The organism is Enterobacter cloacae complex sp. IR5458 (genome assembly GCF_049238025.1).
Taxonomy (GTDB): domain Bacteria; phylum Pseudomonadota; class Gammaproteobacteria; order Enterobacterales; family Enterobacteriaceae; genus Enterobacter; species Enterobacter kobei.
In genome coordinates this window covers 76,747-90,737 of the sequence record NZ_JBMKIF010000020.1, presented here as the reverse complement: position 1 = coordinate 90,737, position 13,991 = coordinate 76,747, and the positions used below count along the sequence as shown (strand labels likewise).

Sequence of the window (13,991 nt, the reverse complement as noted above, 5' to 3'; positions counted from 1 at the left end):
CGACGATGCCGAAATCCGTGATTATTCCGCCGGGCACCAGCACACCGATTGCCCCGTTTGTCCCCGGAACGCTCGCCGACGGCGTGGTGTATGTCTCCGGTACGCTGCCGTTTGATAAAGACAACAACGTGGTGTTTATCAACGACCCAAAGGCACAAACCCGCCACGTGCTGGAGACGATCAAAAGCGTGATCGAAACGGCGGGTGGCACGATGGAGGATGTGACCTTCAACAGCATCTTTATCACCGACTGGAAAAACTACGCCGCGATTAACGAGATCTACGCCGAGTTCTTCCCCGGCGATAAGCCGGCCCGGTTCTGTATACAGTGCGGGCTGGTGAAGCCTGACGCGCTGGTTGAAATTGCCACCGTTGCGCACATTGCGAAGTGAGGCAGCCATGAAACTCTCCGTCTCACCGCCCCCGTATGAGGGGGCACCCGTGGTAGTCCTCATTGCCGGTCTCGGCGGCAGCGGCAGCTACTGGCTGCCCCAGCTGGCCGCGCTGGAGCCGGAGTATCAGGTGGTGTGCTATGACCAGCGGGGGACGGGTAATAACCGCGATACCCTGCCGGAAGGCTATAGCCTGGCGCAAATGGCGGACGAACTGGCCATAGCGCTGGCTGAAGCCGGAATTGCCCGCTACTGCGTGGTAGGGCATGCGCTGGGCGCGCTGATCGGGCTACAGCTGGCCCTCGACAGACCTGATGCGCTCACCGCGCTGGTGTGCGTCAACGGCTGGCTAACCCTCAACGCCCATACCCGACGCTGTTTTCAGATCCGCGAGCGTTTGCTGCATTCCGGCGGCGCGCAGGCGTGGGTAGAGGCGCAGCCGCTGTTTCTCTACCCGGCAGACTGGATGGCTGCTCGTGCGCCCCGCCTGGAGGCCGAAGAAGCGCTGGCGCTGGCCCATTTCCAGGGCAAAAGCAACCTGCTGCACAGGCTCAGCGCCCTGAAGAAAGCGGATTTCAGCCGCCACGCCGCGCGTATTCATTGTCCGGTACACCTCATCTGTTCCGCCGACGACATGCTGGTACCCTCAGTCTGCTCGACTGAGCTACAGGCGGCTCTCCCACGCAGCCACAGCGTGGTCATGCGCCAGGGCGGGCATGCCTGCAACGTCACCGAACCGAACGCCTTTAACACCCTGCTGCTGAACGGGCTTGCCAGCCTGCTGCACAGTCCTGAACCCGCTTTATAAGGAGCTTTAATGAGCGAAGCCATTAATCCTGCGGCGCGCGAAACGCTATTCACCGGCGCCCGTACCCACAACGGCTGGCAGAATCTGCCCGTCAGCGACGAGACGCTGCGCGAAATCTACGACCTGATGAAATGGGGCCCAACCTCCGCCAACTGCTCCCCGGCGCGAATCGTGTTTGTGCGCAGCGCAGAGGGAAAAGAGAAGCTGCGCCTGGCGCTCTCCAGCGGCAATCTGGAAAAAACGCTCACCGCGCCGGTCACGGCGATTGTTGCCTGGGACAGCGAGTTTTATGAGCGCCTGCCGGAACTGTTCCCGCACGGCGATGCCAGAAGCTGGTTTACCACCAGCCCGGCGCTCGCCGAAGAGACGGCATTTCGCAACAGCTCAATGCAGGCTGCTTACCTGATTTTCGCCTGTCGCGCCCTCGGGCTGGACACCGGCCCGATGTCAGGCTTTGACCGACAAAAGGTCGACGAGGCCTTTTTCACCGGCACGCTGCTTAAAAGCAATCTGCTGATCAACATTGGCTATGGTGATACGAACAAACTTTACGGACGCCTGCCGCGTCTGGCGTTCGAAGATGCCTGCGGGCTGGCGTAAGGAGCAATCATGACGACACCGGATAAACAAACCTTTCGCGACGCCATGGCCTGCGTCGGCGCGGCAGTCAACATCATCACCACCGACGGCCCGGCGGGAATCGCGGGATTCACTGCCAGCGCGGTGTGCAGCGTCACGGATTCGCCTCCCACCCTGCTGGTATGCCTGAACCGCGGCGCGTCCGTCTGGCCGACGTTTAGCGAAAACCGCACGCTGTGCGTGAACACCCTGAGCGCCGGACAAGAGCCGCTATCCAACCTGTTTGGCGGCAAAACGCCAATGGAGACGCGCTTTGCCGCCGCCCGCTGGCAAACGGGCGATACGGGGTGTCCGCGTCTGGAGGATGCGCTGGCCTCGTTTGACTGCCGCATCAGCCAGGTGGTGAGCGTCGGTACGCACGACATTCTGTTTTGCGACATTGTTTCGATTGTTCGCCACCCCGCGCCGCAAGGGCTGGTGTGGTTTGACCGCGGCTACCACGCGCTTATGCGACCCGCCTGCTAAGGCGCTTTAAGGAGACAGACCATGTTCGGATTTCCCCACTGGCAGTTGAAATCGACCTCCACAGAAGCAGGCGTGGTCGCGCCGGATGAACGACTCCCGCTCGGACAAACGATGGTGATGGGCGTCCAGCATGCAGTCGCGATGTTTGGTGCGACCGTACTCATGCCGATGCTGATGGGGCTTGATCCCAACCTGTCGATTCTGATGTCGGGTATCGGCACCCTGCTGTTCTTTTTTGTCACCGGTGGGCGCGTGCCCAGCTATCTGGGCTCCAGCGCCGCGTTTGTCGGGGTGGTTATCGCCACAACCGGATTTAACGGCCAGGGGATCAACCCTAACCTGAGCGTGGCGCTCGGCGGCATCATCGCCTGCGGCCTGGTCTATACCCTGATTGGTCTGGTGGTGATGAAGATTGGCACGCGCTGGATCGAACGCATGATGCCTCCCGTGGTGACCGGTGCCGTCGTCATGGCGATTGGCCTGAACCTGGCGCCGATCGCGGTGAAAAGCGTCTCCGGCTCGCCGTTTGAAAGCTGGATGGCGGTGATCACCGTGCTGTGTATCGGCCTGGTGGCGGTGTTTACGCGCGGGATGATCCAGCGTCTGCTGATTCTGGTCGGGCTGATTGTCGCCTGCCTGGTTTACGCTCTGCTGGCGAACGTTTTCGGTCTCGGCAAGCCGGTCGATTTTACCCTGCTCCATCAGGCTGCCTGGTTTGGCCTGCCGCAGGTCACTTCCCCCACCTTTAACACCCAGGCAATGATGCTTATCGCACCGGTGGCGGTGATCCTGGTGGCGGAGAACTTAGGTCACCTGAAGGCGGTCGCGGGAATGACCGGCCGCAGTATGGACCCGTACATGGGCCGGGCATTTGTCGGTGACGGTCTGGCAACCATGATCTCAGGCTCCGTGGGCGGCAGCGGCGTCACCACCTATGCCGAAAATATTGGTGTGATGGCGGTGACCAAAGTCTACTCGACGCTGGTCTTCGTCGCGGCAGCGACGATGGCGATACTGCTTGGTTTCTCTCCGAAGTTCGGCGCGCTGATCCACACCATTCCGTCGCCGGTCATCGGCGGGGCATCGATTGTGGTATTTGGGCTGATCGCCGTGGCCGGGGCGCGTATCTGGGTGCAGCATCGGGTCGATCTGAGCCAGAACAGCAACCTGATTATGGTGGCGGTCACGCTGGTGCTGGGCGCGGGCGATTTCGCGCTAACGCTGGGCGGATTTACAATTGGTGGGATCGGCACGGCAACGTTCGGGGCAATTCTGCTTAACGCCCTGCTGAGCCGCCGGAAAGGGGATGAAGCGCAGGCTGAAGCCATCACCCCCTCAACCTGAAATGAGTGCTGCTTTCTTGCCGGGTGACGCTACGCTTACCCTGCCTACAATGAGCATGTAGGCCCGCGCAAGCGTAGCGCCGCCGGGCAAAACGGGCAGAGTGCACGTTGTTAGCTATCTGCCCCTTGTTCAGCCCCCACCCCGGTAATCGCCTTGCGTCGTTTTTTTAGCTTCAGCTCGCTCACCAGCACCCCGGCGACAATAAATGCCGCACCGACCAGGGCCAGCAGCGGCAAACGCTCTCCGGCGAGGCGACCAAAAATCCCCGCCCATACCGGTTCACCGGTGTAGATCACCGTTGCCCGCGTCGGGGAGACGCTGCGCTGCGCCCAGTTCATGGTGACCTGAATAATGGCGCTGAAGATGCCCAGCCCCAACGCGACCACGATCAGACCGGTAGACATCGGCGGCACGGACTCTCCGGCCGGTACCATCGTCGCAAACGCTACCAGCGAGGCCGTGGCAAGCTGGACCACCGTCACACGCTTGACGTCCACCTTGCCCGCCCAGGCGCTAATCAGAATAATTTCCGCCGCAATGGCAATCGCCCCGACGAGGGTAATGATCTCGCCCGGTCCCAGTGCCAGCAGGTTATTTTCCGGCCCGGCCAGCAAAATCAGGCCGATAAACGCCAGCACGATACCGATGCAGGACATCATCCCCGGCAGCCGTCCCAGGCAAAGCCACTGCAGGAGCGGTACCAGCGGTACATACATGGCGGTGATAAATGCCGATTTGCTGCTGGAGATAGTCTGTAATCCCCATGTCTGCAGGCTGTAACCCATTGCAATCGCCACCCCGATCGCCACCCCGGCCTTCAGCTCTTTAAGGGTTAATCCGCGCAGGGATTTTAGCGATACGAGCGCCACGGCTATCGCCGCCGTCGCAAAGCGCAAACCAACAAAAAAGAACGGATCGCTCAGCGTTACCGCGTACTGGACGGCCAGAAACGTCCCGCCCCAGAACATGGTGATGAGAATAAGGATGGCTTCCTGCGGTTTTACGGAGAATTTAAAGCGTGAGACAGACATGCGACACCAGCAAATGAGAACAATTCTGTAGTGTGCGTCGCCTTTGGTTACAGTTCAATGTTGCAGAAATAAAAAAACCGCCGGGAACGCCCGGCGGCAGGGTTCAGCCTGGCGCGTTACTTATTGCTGCCGTGGCTGTTTTTACCCCCTTTCTTGCCAGCCTCTGATGCGCGCTGAGGGTCATTTTTGAAGTTGCCCCCGCTATGCTGGCCACCTTTACGACCTGCTTCTGATGCTCTTTCACGGTCTTCAGCGAAATTACCTGAACCACCACGATGGTTTGCCATCTCTAACCTCCAGAGTGTGAAACATTAGACATCATATTGCATTCAGTAAAAGAGGATTCTTTCACCTCGCGGCATGAGGACAGTGCCTTTATCTGTGCCGCGTGAAACTAAGCTTAGTGGACTAAGGCTGTCCGGCAAGCCGCTGGTAATATCCTGCAACAGGATCTCAGTCTTTCGGGTGAGATAACGCGGCGGAGATTCATAACTCTTTCTTATCATTTCAAAAAACGGAGGCGAGAAAGTTGTTTCATTTTGCTACAGCACACTTCCCCAATCATATTGTTATAAATCAAAGAAATGGTGTTCATTTTTGCAGTCTGGCCATGATGGCATATCTTTAAATGAACGCAGCGATCCGCTGTCAGAAAACACAAACGAGGAGTGATGCAAAATGGCAAAAGTTCTGGTGCTCTATTATTCCATGTATGGACACATTGAAACCATGGCTCACGCAGTCGCAGAAGGTGCAAACAGGGTGGACGGCGTTGAGGTTGTGGTGAAGCGCGTACCGGAAACCATGCAGGCGGAAGCCTTCGCCAAAGCCGGGGGGAAAACACAGAATGCCCCGGTCGCCACGCCTCAGGAGCTGGCAGATTACGATGCGATTATTTTCGGGACGCCAACCCGTTTCGGCAATATGTCCGGCCAGATGCGCACCTTCCTCGATCAGACGGGCGGGCTATGGGCCTCAGGCGCTTTATACGGCAAACTCGCCAGCGTCTTCAGCTCTACCGGCACCGGTGGCGGTCAGGAGCAGACGATTACCTCAACCTGGACTACCCTTGCTCATCATGGGATGGTGATTGTGCCGATTGGCTACGGCGCGCAGGAACTCTTTGATGTTTCTCAGGTACGTGGCGGTACTCCCTACGGTGCAACCACCATTGCCGGCGGCGATGGTTCCCGACAGCCGAGCGACGAAGAGCTCGCCATCGCCCGTTATCAGGGTGAGCATGTCGCGGGCCTCGCCAAAAAACTGAACGGCTAACTCAACAGGAGGACAAGCATGCCAACTCAGGAATCAAAAGCCCACCGCGTGGGTGAATGGGCAAGTTTACGCAATACCTCTCCGGAGATTGCCGAAGCCATTTTTGAAGTCGCGAAATATGACGAGAAACTGGCAGAGCAGATTTGGGAAGAAGGTAGCGACGAAGTGCTGGTTCGCGCCTTCGAAAAGACGGACAAAGACTCGCTCTTCTGGGGCGAACAGACCATCGAACGTAAAAATGTCTAAGCGTTTCCCCCCCGCCTTTGCGGGGGGGGTATCCTCTATTTTGCCGCGCTGTTCATCACCGCATTAAACTTATCAACCGGGCAGAAGCCGTTAGCATCCACCGGGCAGCCTTTCAGCTCCAGCGTCACACGCTGCGCGGGGGATTCCAGCGACAGCACGCTGGCGTTTCGCAGTTGCTCTGAGCTCTGGTAGACATACTCAATTTTCATCAGTTCCTGGTTAGCGTTTTTGTCATGCCAGCGCTGGAAGACTATTTTGCCGCCAATTGGCGTGCGCTCGTGCTGATCGTGGAGTTGATACGGTTTGAAATCCAGCGCGGTCAGCAGCGACGCAATGTTCGAATCATGCCCCACCAGCAGGGTGATTTTAGGCGCTTTCGCCTGATCGGTGACCAGCGCGTTATCAATATATTTCACCAGGGGTTTGGCGACGTTTTGCGCCACCTCGGTGGAGGTAAACAGCGAGTCCTGATAGCCGTTTTTCAGCTTCGACAGCACACGCCACTGCTGGTCAGTCTTGATCTCACCCCAGGCCACCTGGTCAGCCGGGAAACCTTCGTAATATTGCAGCGTGAACGCATCCACCAGCGAGTTACCCACTTTCAGCGGACCGGACACGCCAGGCTCTTTTTCATAGTCGGCACTGAACGTATCTTTCGCGTCCGCCAGCGAGCAGACTTTTTTCTCTTTGCAGGACGGCGAATCGGCGTAGTTCGTCATCTGCTCCAGCAGCTTATAGCTTTCTGAAAGCTGCATTTTCTGCCGCTCGGTCTCCATCGCCTTCAGCGCTTTTTCGCGGAACTCAGGCGAGTTATCGGTAATGACCGGATTAAAGGTGGGATCCATCGTGCCCATTTTTTCCTGATGATGCACAGGCACATCGCACCCCGGGAACGCGCCGGTAATGAAGAATTGCGCAGTCGCAACGGTACGCTGCAGGCTATTGGCATATGCATAAACGGTCTCCGCTGGCGGGCACTCTCCGGTTTTTATCATCCCCTGCTGCGCCAGCCACTCGCGCATGTAATGACCCATATAGACTTCCAGCACGCCGCCTTTGGTGGTGAGCTGACCACCCGGTACCTCCCACTCTGGCCACTGTTTCGGCGTGGACTGCTCCAGCACGCTGCCGTTGTTGGCGAGCGGTGCGCGCAGGTTATGGCGACTCATGATTAAAACTTGCTCCAGCTGATACCCTTCCGGCGTCTCTTGTGCCTGCACGCCAAACGTTGCTGAAATGGAACCGGCGACTGCCAGCGCGAGTAGTGCTTTTCTCATCCCTAATTCCTCACTCGTTTTAAAATGTCGCATTCAGTGTGACAGATTCGTGACAATTTTCCGGGAAGCATTTCTCAATCTGATGAATACCTTACTCGCCGATTCAGACGCTGATGCCAGCGACGATGCCAACATACAGCGCCGCCCACGCGCAGGCAGAAAGCAGGCTGACGGCGTAGACCTTCACGGCGCTTAGCCTGAGCATTCCCGCTGCCAGCGGCACGATATAACGCAATACCGCCAGAAAGCGCGACGTAAACAGCGCAATTTCACCGTTCTTTTGCAGCTGATGCTGCACTCTCAAAAACCTGTCGGCATGCTTAGACGTGAAACGCGTGACCAGCCGGGTGTGTCCCATCAGCTGGCCAACATGGTAATTTAGCACCGACCCCACCGTTGCCCCCATTACCACGGCAAGCCATGCGAGCCCAGGATGCATGCTCCCCTGGCTGACGCCGATGCCCGCCAGCAGCATCACCGAGGCGGGTGGCAGCACGGAGGAGATCAGTACCGTCGATTTACCCAGCGCCATCACGAATAACAACGCAAACAGATGTGCCGGATAGAGCGCAAAATGAGTAAGCAGATGATCAAACCACGCCATTTACCCCATCCTCGTGATGATTTAATCTTTTATTTAAAATGAATAACCTTAAATAAACCCTCAACATCGTATTAATAAAATTCTTCTAAACCGTTCTTAAACATTATTTAAAATCCTGAGCGGTAAAATTAAATATGCGTATTATCCCTCACGTTTTACAACGATCTCGTTATGGCGAGGCTCCTGTACAAATACACGTTATCGCTCTGGTGGGTTCGAGAGAACCAACACAGGGTAAAACAGGCACTGTCGAATCAAGGCTTTGTCAGTATAACTTCCCTTGCGGGATACGGTGTACAGTGCTGAACCCAGGACGTGGGGATCTCCTCTTCGACATGCCCTGTCTTGCTCGCCCCTGAGAGATGTTATTATTCAAAGGGAATTCACTATGTCTTACGCTATTCACAATCAAAACCCGGCATTCAATGACAGCGCCATCGCGCAATATATGAATACCGATTTTATCGTCCTTGATATTGCATTATGCGTGGCGCTGGCGCGCGAGCAATTCTTCGCAAAATTAAAAGACGACGATATTCCATCGCATATTTTTATTGAAGACAATGGCCGCCTGGCGGGCATGATTGCGGTGCGTAAATTGCTGCAAACCGCCGATACGCTACAGCCGGTGAAATCGCTGATGATCTCGCAGTTTTTACAGGTCAAACCGGAGGATGAACGTGCCGATGTTGCCGGCCAGCTGGCGCACGGCGGCGCGGACGTTGTGCCGGTGGTCACCCACGGCAAGCTCGTCGGCTGCCTGACCGAGCGCGAAATCGCCCATCTGCTGGAAGATGACGTCACCGAAGACGCTCAGCTTCAGGGGGCGACGCTGCCGCTGGAGAAGCCCTATCTGGAAACCAGCGCCTTCAGCCTGTGGAAGAAACGCTCCGTCTGGCTCCTGCTGCTGTTTGTCGCAGAAGCCTATACCAGTTCGGTGATCCAGCACTTCGAAGAGGCGCTGGAGTCTGCCATTGCGCTGGCATTCTTTATTCCGCTGCTGATCGGCACGGGCGGCAACAGCGGAACGCAGATCACCTCCACGCTGGTGCGCGCCATGGCGCTGGGAGAGGTGCATCTTCGCGACGTCGGGCGCGTGCTGCGAAAAGAGATGACCACTTCGCTGATGATTGCCGTGACGCTCGGGATTGCCGGGTGTATCCGCGCGTGGATGATGGGGATTGGGCTGGAAATCACGCTTATCGTCAGCCTGACGCTGGTGTGCATAACGCTGTGGAGCGCGATTGTGTCGTCCGTGATTCCGATGGTGCTCAAACGCTGCGGCATTGACCCGGCGGTCGTCTCCGCGCCGTTTATCGCGACGCTTATCGACGGTACCGGGCTGATTATCTACTTCAAGATCGCGCAATATACGCTGGGGCTGGAGTAACACGGTCCGCCAGCTGGATCACCGCTCGCGAAAACGCCTCAATCGCCAGCGCGACATCCTCAGCCATCACCGACTCTGCCGGGTGGTGGCTGACGCCCCCCTTGCAGCGCACAAACAGCATCCCTACCGGCCAGCGTTCCGCGATGGCAATCGCATCATGGCCCGCGCCGCTGGGCAGCGACAGTGAACGCCCCTGCACCGATTCGACGGCCTCCCCTAACACGTTTTGCAGGTGGATATCGCACGGCGTGGCGGCGATGCGGTAAAACTCCTCGGCGCTGAACTGCAGTCCGCGTCGCGACGCGATTGCCTGCGCATTTTCCAGCAATTCGGCCAGCAACCGATCCAGCGGCGCATCCTGCGGACCGCGGATATCCAGCGAGAGATGCACCTCACCGGGGATCACGTTTACCGCACCGGGCAGGCAGCGCAGCTCCCCGACCGTCGCCACCCGATTACCGCCCTGCTGCCGGGTGGTATTTTCGATGAGAACCATCCATTCGGCAGCGGCGGCCAGCGCGTCCTTACGATGGTTCATCGGCACGGTTCCCGCGTGCCCGGCTTCGCCGGTGAAACGGCAATTCAGGCGACGCGCGCCGTTGATGGCTTCCACCACGCCGAGCGCGAGACCGTCCTGCTCAAGGCACGGCCCCTGTTCAATGTGCAGCTCCAGGTAGGCGCTGAAATCCTCGGGACGGCGTGCGGCATGCGACACGCGGCCGGGATCGAGCCCCACCTGCACCATTGCCTGCGCCACGCTGATGCCGCTGGCGTCGGTTTTTTCCAGCCAGTCCTGCGGCCAGGTGCCCGTCAGCCCCCGGCTGCCTAACAGCGTAATGCCGAAACGGGTGCCCTCTTCATCGCAAAAACCCACAATCTCAATGGCCTGCGCCAGGTGCAGGCCCTGCTGGTGCAGGCTGTCCACCACTTCAATCGCGGTGAGCACCCCGAGCATACCGTCGTAGCGCCCCGCATTGCGCACGGTATCCAGATGCGAACCGAGCAGCACCGCCTGCGCCCCTTCCTGAGCACCTTCATAGCGTCCACAGATATTGCCCACGCTGTCCTGCCAGACGGTCATCCCCGCCTGGCTCATCCACTGCCCAACCAGCTGGTTGGCCTGCAGATGCTGCGCCGAGAGGTAGACCCGGGTCAGCGCATCCGGCGTTTCGCTGATGGCGGCCAGCGCATCGGCGCGCGCCATCACCCGTTCTGCCGCCGGGCTCATTGCGGCGTCTCGCGGCGATAGTGGTCCCACGCGGCCTGCATGGCGGCCCCCTGCGTGGTGGTGAATTTCAGGTAGTTCAGAACCGACTCCAGCGCGCTCAGGGTGGTCATCACGCAATCCTTACGTGCGTTGTAGCCCATGGTGCCAATGCGCCACACTTTACCGTGCAGCGGGCCAAACGAGGTGCCGATTTCAATCCCGAAATCCTCCAGCATCAGCTTACGCACCTCGTCGCCGTTGACGCCCTGTGGAATCACCACGCCCAGCACGTTATTCATCTTGTGCTTCAGGTCGCCGAAGGTCTCCAGCCCCATCGCCTGAATGCCCTTCAGGAGCGCATCGCCGTGCAGCTTGTGGCGGGCAATGCCGTTATCCAGCCCTTCCTGCAGGATCAGCCGCGCGCATTCGCGGGCACCAAACAGCGCGGTGGTGGCTTCGGTATGGTGATTCAGCCGTTCCGGCCCCCAGTAGTCCATCACCATGCCAAGATCGAAGTAGTTGGAGTAGATCATCTCCTCGTCGCCGTCGCGGTGGGCGTCGGTGCGAATGCCCGCCTCAACGCACTTGCGGCGGCGGATCGCCTCCTCCATCCGCGTACTCAGGGTGACTGGCGAAGTACCCGATGGCCCGCCGAGACACTTCTGCATCCCGGCCGAAACGGCATCCAGCCCCCAGGCGTCGGTCTCCAGCGCGTTGCCGCCGAGCGACGCGGTGGCGTCGGTGTAAAACAGCACGTCGTAGCGGCGGCAGATAGCGCCAAGCTCCGCGAGTGGCTGCAGCATGGTGGTGGAGGTGTCGCCCTGTACGGTGAGCAGCAGGCGAGGACGAATACGCTTAATCGCATCCTCCACCTGGTCCGGGGTGAACACCTCGCCCCACGGCACCTCGATGGTATGCACCTCCGCCCGACAGCGGCGGGCAATTTCGCAGAGCAGGTGACCAAAGCGGCCAAAGACCGGAACCAGCACTTTATCCCCCGGGCGAATGGCGGAAACCAGTATCGCTTCAATCCCCGCCCGGGAGGTACCGTCGACCAGCATCGTCCAGCGATTTTCAGTGCGGAATACGCCGCGATAGAGCGCCATCACCTCGTTCATGTAGTGGGTCATGGCCGGATCGTACTGGCCAATCAGCTGGCTCGACATAGCGCGCAGCACGCGCGGGTCGGCGTTGATCGGCCCCGGCCCCATCAGCAGACGCTGCGGCGGGTTAATTTGCGGAAAATGTGCAATATCCATGAGTCAGTCCTTATCAGTTGAGGCCGCGCACGGAGGAGATGAACTGCTTCAGTTCCGTGGTCTGCGGGTTGGCGAACAGCGTTTTGCTGTCGCCCTGCTCCCAGCCTTTCCCCTGGTGCATAAACACCACGCGGTCGCCCACTTCGCGGGCAAAATTCATTTCGTGCGTCACGAGAATCAGGGTCATCCCCTCGGCGGCCAGCTGCTCCAGTACCTTGAGCACTTCGCCCACCAGCTCCGGGTCAAGCGCGGAGGTGATCTCGTCACAGAGTAAAACTTTAGGCGACATCGCCAGCGCGCGGGCAATCGCCACGCGCTGCTGCTGGCCGCCGGAGAGGCTCGACGGGTAGTAATCCAGACGATCGCCTAAGCCCACTTTCTCCAGCATGCGCTGCGCCAGCTCCCGGCATTCGGCAGCACTTTTCTTCAGCACCCGACGCGGGGCGAGCATGACGTTTTCCAGCGCCGTCATGTGCGGGAACAGGTTGAAGCTCTGGAACACCATCCCCACCGAGCGGCTGATTTCACGCGCCTGGGAATCCCGGTCGGTAATGGTCATGCCGCCCAGCTTAATGCTCCCGTCCTGATAGCCCTCCAGGCCGTTGATACAGCGCAGCAGCGTGCTTTTTCCCGATCCGCTGCGCCCGATAATGGAGATCACCTGGCCCATGTCGATATCCAGATCGACACCCTTGAGCACGTGGTTATCACCGTAGTACTTCTGCACCTGATTAATGGTGATGAGAGGCATTGAATTTCGTCTCCAGATAGCGGCTGTAGCGCGACAGCGGATAACACAGAATGAAGTAGCCCAGCGCCACCAGCGCAAAGACTTTGAACGGCTGATAGGTCACGTTGGTCAGCATGGTCCCGGCCTTGGTCAGCTCGATAAAGCCGATAATCGACGCCAGCGCGGTGCCTTTGATTACCTGCACCACAAAGCCCACCGTCGGGGCGATGCCGATGCGCAGCGCCTGAGGGGCGACCACGCGAAACAGGGTCTGGCCGAAGGTCAGTCCCAGACAGCGCGAGGCTTCCCACTGCCCTTTCGGCAGCGCACGGATGCTACCGAACCAAATATCGAGCAGAAACGCGCTGGTGTAGAAGGTTAACGCCAGCGAGGCGGCGGTCCACGGCGAAACGTCGATGCCGAACAGCGCCACGCCAAAGAAGGCCAGGAACAGCTGCATCAGCAGGGGCGTCCCCTGAAACAGCTCGATATAGCCGCGGATGATGCGCTTCACCGTGCGCCCGCCGGTCAGGCGCAGCAGCAGGAGCGGTAGCGTCACCACCGCCCCGCCGACAAACGCCACCAGCGACAGCAGCACCGTCCAGCGTCCGGCCAGCAGCAGGTTGCGAATAATGTCCCAGTCGGTAAAGGTGGTCATCATGCCTGCACCCCCAGCCATTTCCGTCCAGCCGCCATCATCAGCTGGCGCAGGGTAATCGACAGCGCTAAGTAAATACCGGTTGTCACCAGATAGACCTCAAAGCTCAAAAACGTTCTGGACTGGATCAGGTTGGCGGCGAAGGTCAGCTCTTCATACGAGACCTGCGACACCACCGACGAGCCGAGCATCACGATGATGCACTGGCTCACCAGTGCCGGATAAATGCGCTGCAGCGCGGGCGGCAGCACCACGCGAATAAAGGTCTGCAGGCGGGTCAGCCCCAGCACGCGTCCGGCCTCCCACTGCCCTCTCGGCGTTACCTGAATGCCCGCGCGGATAATCTCAGTGCTATATGCGCCAAGGTTCACCACCATCGCCAGCAGCGCCGCTTCCCCCGCCGTCATCTTCAGGCCCAGATTCGGCAGGCCGAAGACGATGAAAAATAGCTGCACCACAAACGGCGTGTTGCGGATAATCTCCACGTAACCGCCCCAGATCCGGCTGTACCACGTTGGGCGTCCGCTGCGGATCGCCGCCCCGAAAATCCCTATCGCCAGCCCGCCGACGGTCGCCATCACCGTCAGTTGGATGGTGACCCACAATCCCGCCAGCAGCGCCGGCCAGTGCGGCCACAGTTCAGAGAAATGAAGTTGCTCAGTCATC

The 13,991-nt window shown here is 59.0% G+C and carries 17 protein-coding genes and 1 riboswitch; of the genes, 8 read left to right on the top strand and 9 right to left on the bottom strand.

All coding sequences use genetic code 11. The features are described 5' to 3' along the window. Positions 1 to 5 precede the first annotated feature (5 nt). The 5 genes from rutC to rutG are packed head-to-tail and all read left to right on the top strand — an operon-like array spanning position 6 to position 3,648. Entirely contained in the window at positions 6 to 392 is a 387-nt protein-coding gene (gene rutC / locus ACOTYN_RS16730) for a pyrimidine utilization protein C (RefSeq protein WP_014883309.1), read from the top strand. A gap of 7 nt (positions 393 to 399) precedes the next feature. Continuing rightward, on the top strand, positions 400 to 1,200 hold the full coding sequence (rutD, locus tag ACOTYN_RS16725; protein WP_332957183.1) for a pyrimidine utilization protein D: 801 nt from the start codon (positions 400 to 402) through the stop codon (positions 1,198 to 1,200). A 9-nt stretch (positions 1,201 to 1,209) separates the two neighbouring features. Continuing rightward, positions 1,210 to 1,800 carry a malonic semialdehyde reductase gene (locus ACOTYN_RS16720; RefSeq protein WP_071922399.1) on the top strand — a complete coding sequence of 197 codons (591 nt, stop codon included), beginning with the start codon at positions 1,210 to 1,212 and terminating at the stop codon, positions 1,798 to 1,800. A gap of 9 nt (positions 1,801 to 1,809) precedes the next feature. Then, the gene (gene rutF, locus ACOTYN_RS16715; RefSeq protein ID WP_071922400.1) at positions 1,810 to 2,304 is read left to right on the top strand and encodes an NADH-dependent FMN reductase RutF; all 495 of its coding nucleotides are present in this window, start codon (positions 1,810 to 1,812) and stop codon (positions 2,302 to 2,304) included. Between the two features lie 21 nt (positions 2,305 to 2,325). Beyond that, on the top strand, positions 2,326 to 3,648 hold the full coding sequence (rutG, locus tag ACOTYN_RS16710) for a pyrimidine utilization transport protein G (protein ID WP_048996912.1): 1,323 nt from the start codon (positions 2,326 to 2,328) through the stop codon (positions 3,646 to 3,648). Between the two features lie 110 nt (positions 3,649 to 3,758). On the opposite strand, the gene ACOTYN_RS16705 is transcribed toward rutG, so the two are convergent. Both ACOTYN_RS16705 and ACOTYN_RS16700 read right to left on the bottom strand, forming a co-directional pair. After that, positions 3,759 to 4,679 (bottom strand): DMT family transporter, encoded by a 921-nt coding sequence (locus ACOTYN_RS16705; RefSeq protein WP_023337067.1) that lies wholly within the window; start codon positions 4,677 to 4,679, stop codon positions 3,759 to 3,761. Positions 4,680 to 4,795: 116 nt separating this feature from the next. Then, a complete protein-coding gene (locus ACOTYN_RS16700) occupies positions 4,796 to 4,966 on the bottom strand; it encodes a general stress protein (protein WP_023332656.1) in 171 nt (56 codons plus the stop codon). A 391-nt stretch (positions 4,967 to 5,357) separates the two neighbouring features. Here ACOTYN_RS16700 and wrbA point away from each other — a divergent pair, with 391 nt between their 5' ends. Both wrbA and ACOTYN_RS16690 read left to right on the top strand, forming a co-directional pair. After that, positions 5,358 to 5,954 (top strand): NAD(P)H:quinone oxidoreductase, encoded by a 597-nt coding sequence (gene wrbA / locus ACOTYN_RS16695; RefSeq protein ID WP_014883301.1) that lies wholly within the window; start codon positions 5,358 to 5,360, stop codon positions 5,952 to 5,954. An 18-nt stretch (positions 5,955 to 5,972) separates the two neighbouring features. Further along, complete coding sequence (locus tag ACOTYN_RS16690; protein WP_014883300.1) at positions 5,973 to 6,200, top strand: YccJ family protein; 228 nt, start codon at positions 5,973 to 5,975, stop codon at positions 6,198 to 6,200. Positions 6,201 to 6,235: 35 nt separating this feature from the next. Here the strand turns inward: ACOTYN_RS16690 and agp are convergent, their stop codons facing one another. Together agp and ACOTYN_RS16680 are read right to left on the bottom strand one after the other, a co-directional pair. Then, complete coding sequence (gene agp, locus ACOTYN_RS16685) at positions 6,236 to 7,477, bottom strand: bifunctional glucose-1-phosphatase/inositol phosphatase (protein ID WP_023332655.1); 1,242 nt, start codon at positions 7,475 to 7,477, stop codon at positions 6,236 to 6,238. A 103-nt stretch (positions 7,478 to 7,580) separates the two neighbouring features. Next, a complete protein-coding gene (locus tag ACOTYN_RS16680; protein ID WP_014883299.1) occupies positions 7,581 to 8,081 on the bottom strand; it encodes a DedA family protein in 501 nt (166 codons plus the stop codon). 158 nt (positions 8,082 to 8,239) lie between these two features. After that, positions 8,240 to 8,409, top strand: a riboswitch (M-box (ykoK) riboswitch). Positions 8,410 to 8,469: 60 nt separating this feature from the next. Here ACOTYN_RS16680 and ACOTYN_RS16675 point away from each other — a divergent pair. After that, positions 8,470 to 9,471 carry a magnesium transporter gene (locus ACOTYN_RS16675; RefSeq protein WP_014883298.1) on the top strand — a complete coding sequence of 334 codons (1,002 nt, stop codon included), beginning with the start codon at positions 8,470 to 8,472 and terminating at the stop codon, positions 9,469 to 9,471. Here the strand turns inward: ACOTYN_RS16675 and hpxK are convergent. The 5 genes from hpxK to ACOTYN_RS16650 are packed head-to-tail and all read right to left on the bottom strand — an operon-like array spanning position 9,437 to position 13,990. Beyond that, positions 9,437 to 10,699 carry an allantoate amidohydrolase gene (gene hpxK / locus ACOTYN_RS16670; protein WP_045134623.1) on the bottom strand — a complete coding sequence of 421 codons (1,263 nt, stop codon included), beginning with the start codon at positions 10,697 to 10,699 and terminating at the stop codon, positions 9,437 to 9,439. The genes ACOTYN_RS16675 and hpxK overlap by 35 nt on opposite strands. Then, positions 10,696 to 11,937 (bottom strand): pyridoxal-phosphate-dependent aminotransferase family protein, encoded by a 1,242-nt coding sequence (locus ACOTYN_RS16665; protein ID WP_032637023.1) that lies wholly within the window; start codon positions 11,935 to 11,937, stop codon positions 10,696 to 10,698. Before ACOTYN_RS16665 ends, hpxK begins: the two co-directional genes overlap by 4 nt. 13 nt (positions 11,938 to 11,950) lie before the next feature. After that, on the bottom strand, positions 11,951 to 12,688 hold the full coding sequence (locus tag ACOTYN_RS16660) for an amino acid ABC transporter ATP-binding protein (RefSeq protein ID WP_332957177.1): 738 nt from the start codon (positions 12,686 to 12,688) through the stop codon (positions 11,951 to 11,953). Further along, the gene (locus tag ACOTYN_RS16655) at positions 12,669 to 13,325 is read right to left on the bottom strand and encodes an amino acid ABC transporter permease (protein WP_332957257.1); all 657 of its coding nucleotides are present in this window, start codon (positions 13,323 to 13,325) and stop codon (positions 12,669 to 12,671) included. The genes ACOTYN_RS16660 and ACOTYN_RS16655 overlap by 20 nt, the downstream gene beginning before the upstream one ends. Next, a complete protein-coding gene (locus ACOTYN_RS16650) occupies positions 13,325 to 13,990 on the bottom strand; it encodes an amino acid ABC transporter permease (protein ID WP_023332651.1) in 666 nt (221 codons plus the stop codon). Before ACOTYN_RS16650 ends, ACOTYN_RS16655 begins: the two co-directional genes overlap by 1 nt. Position 13,991: the final 1 nt, after the last annotated feature.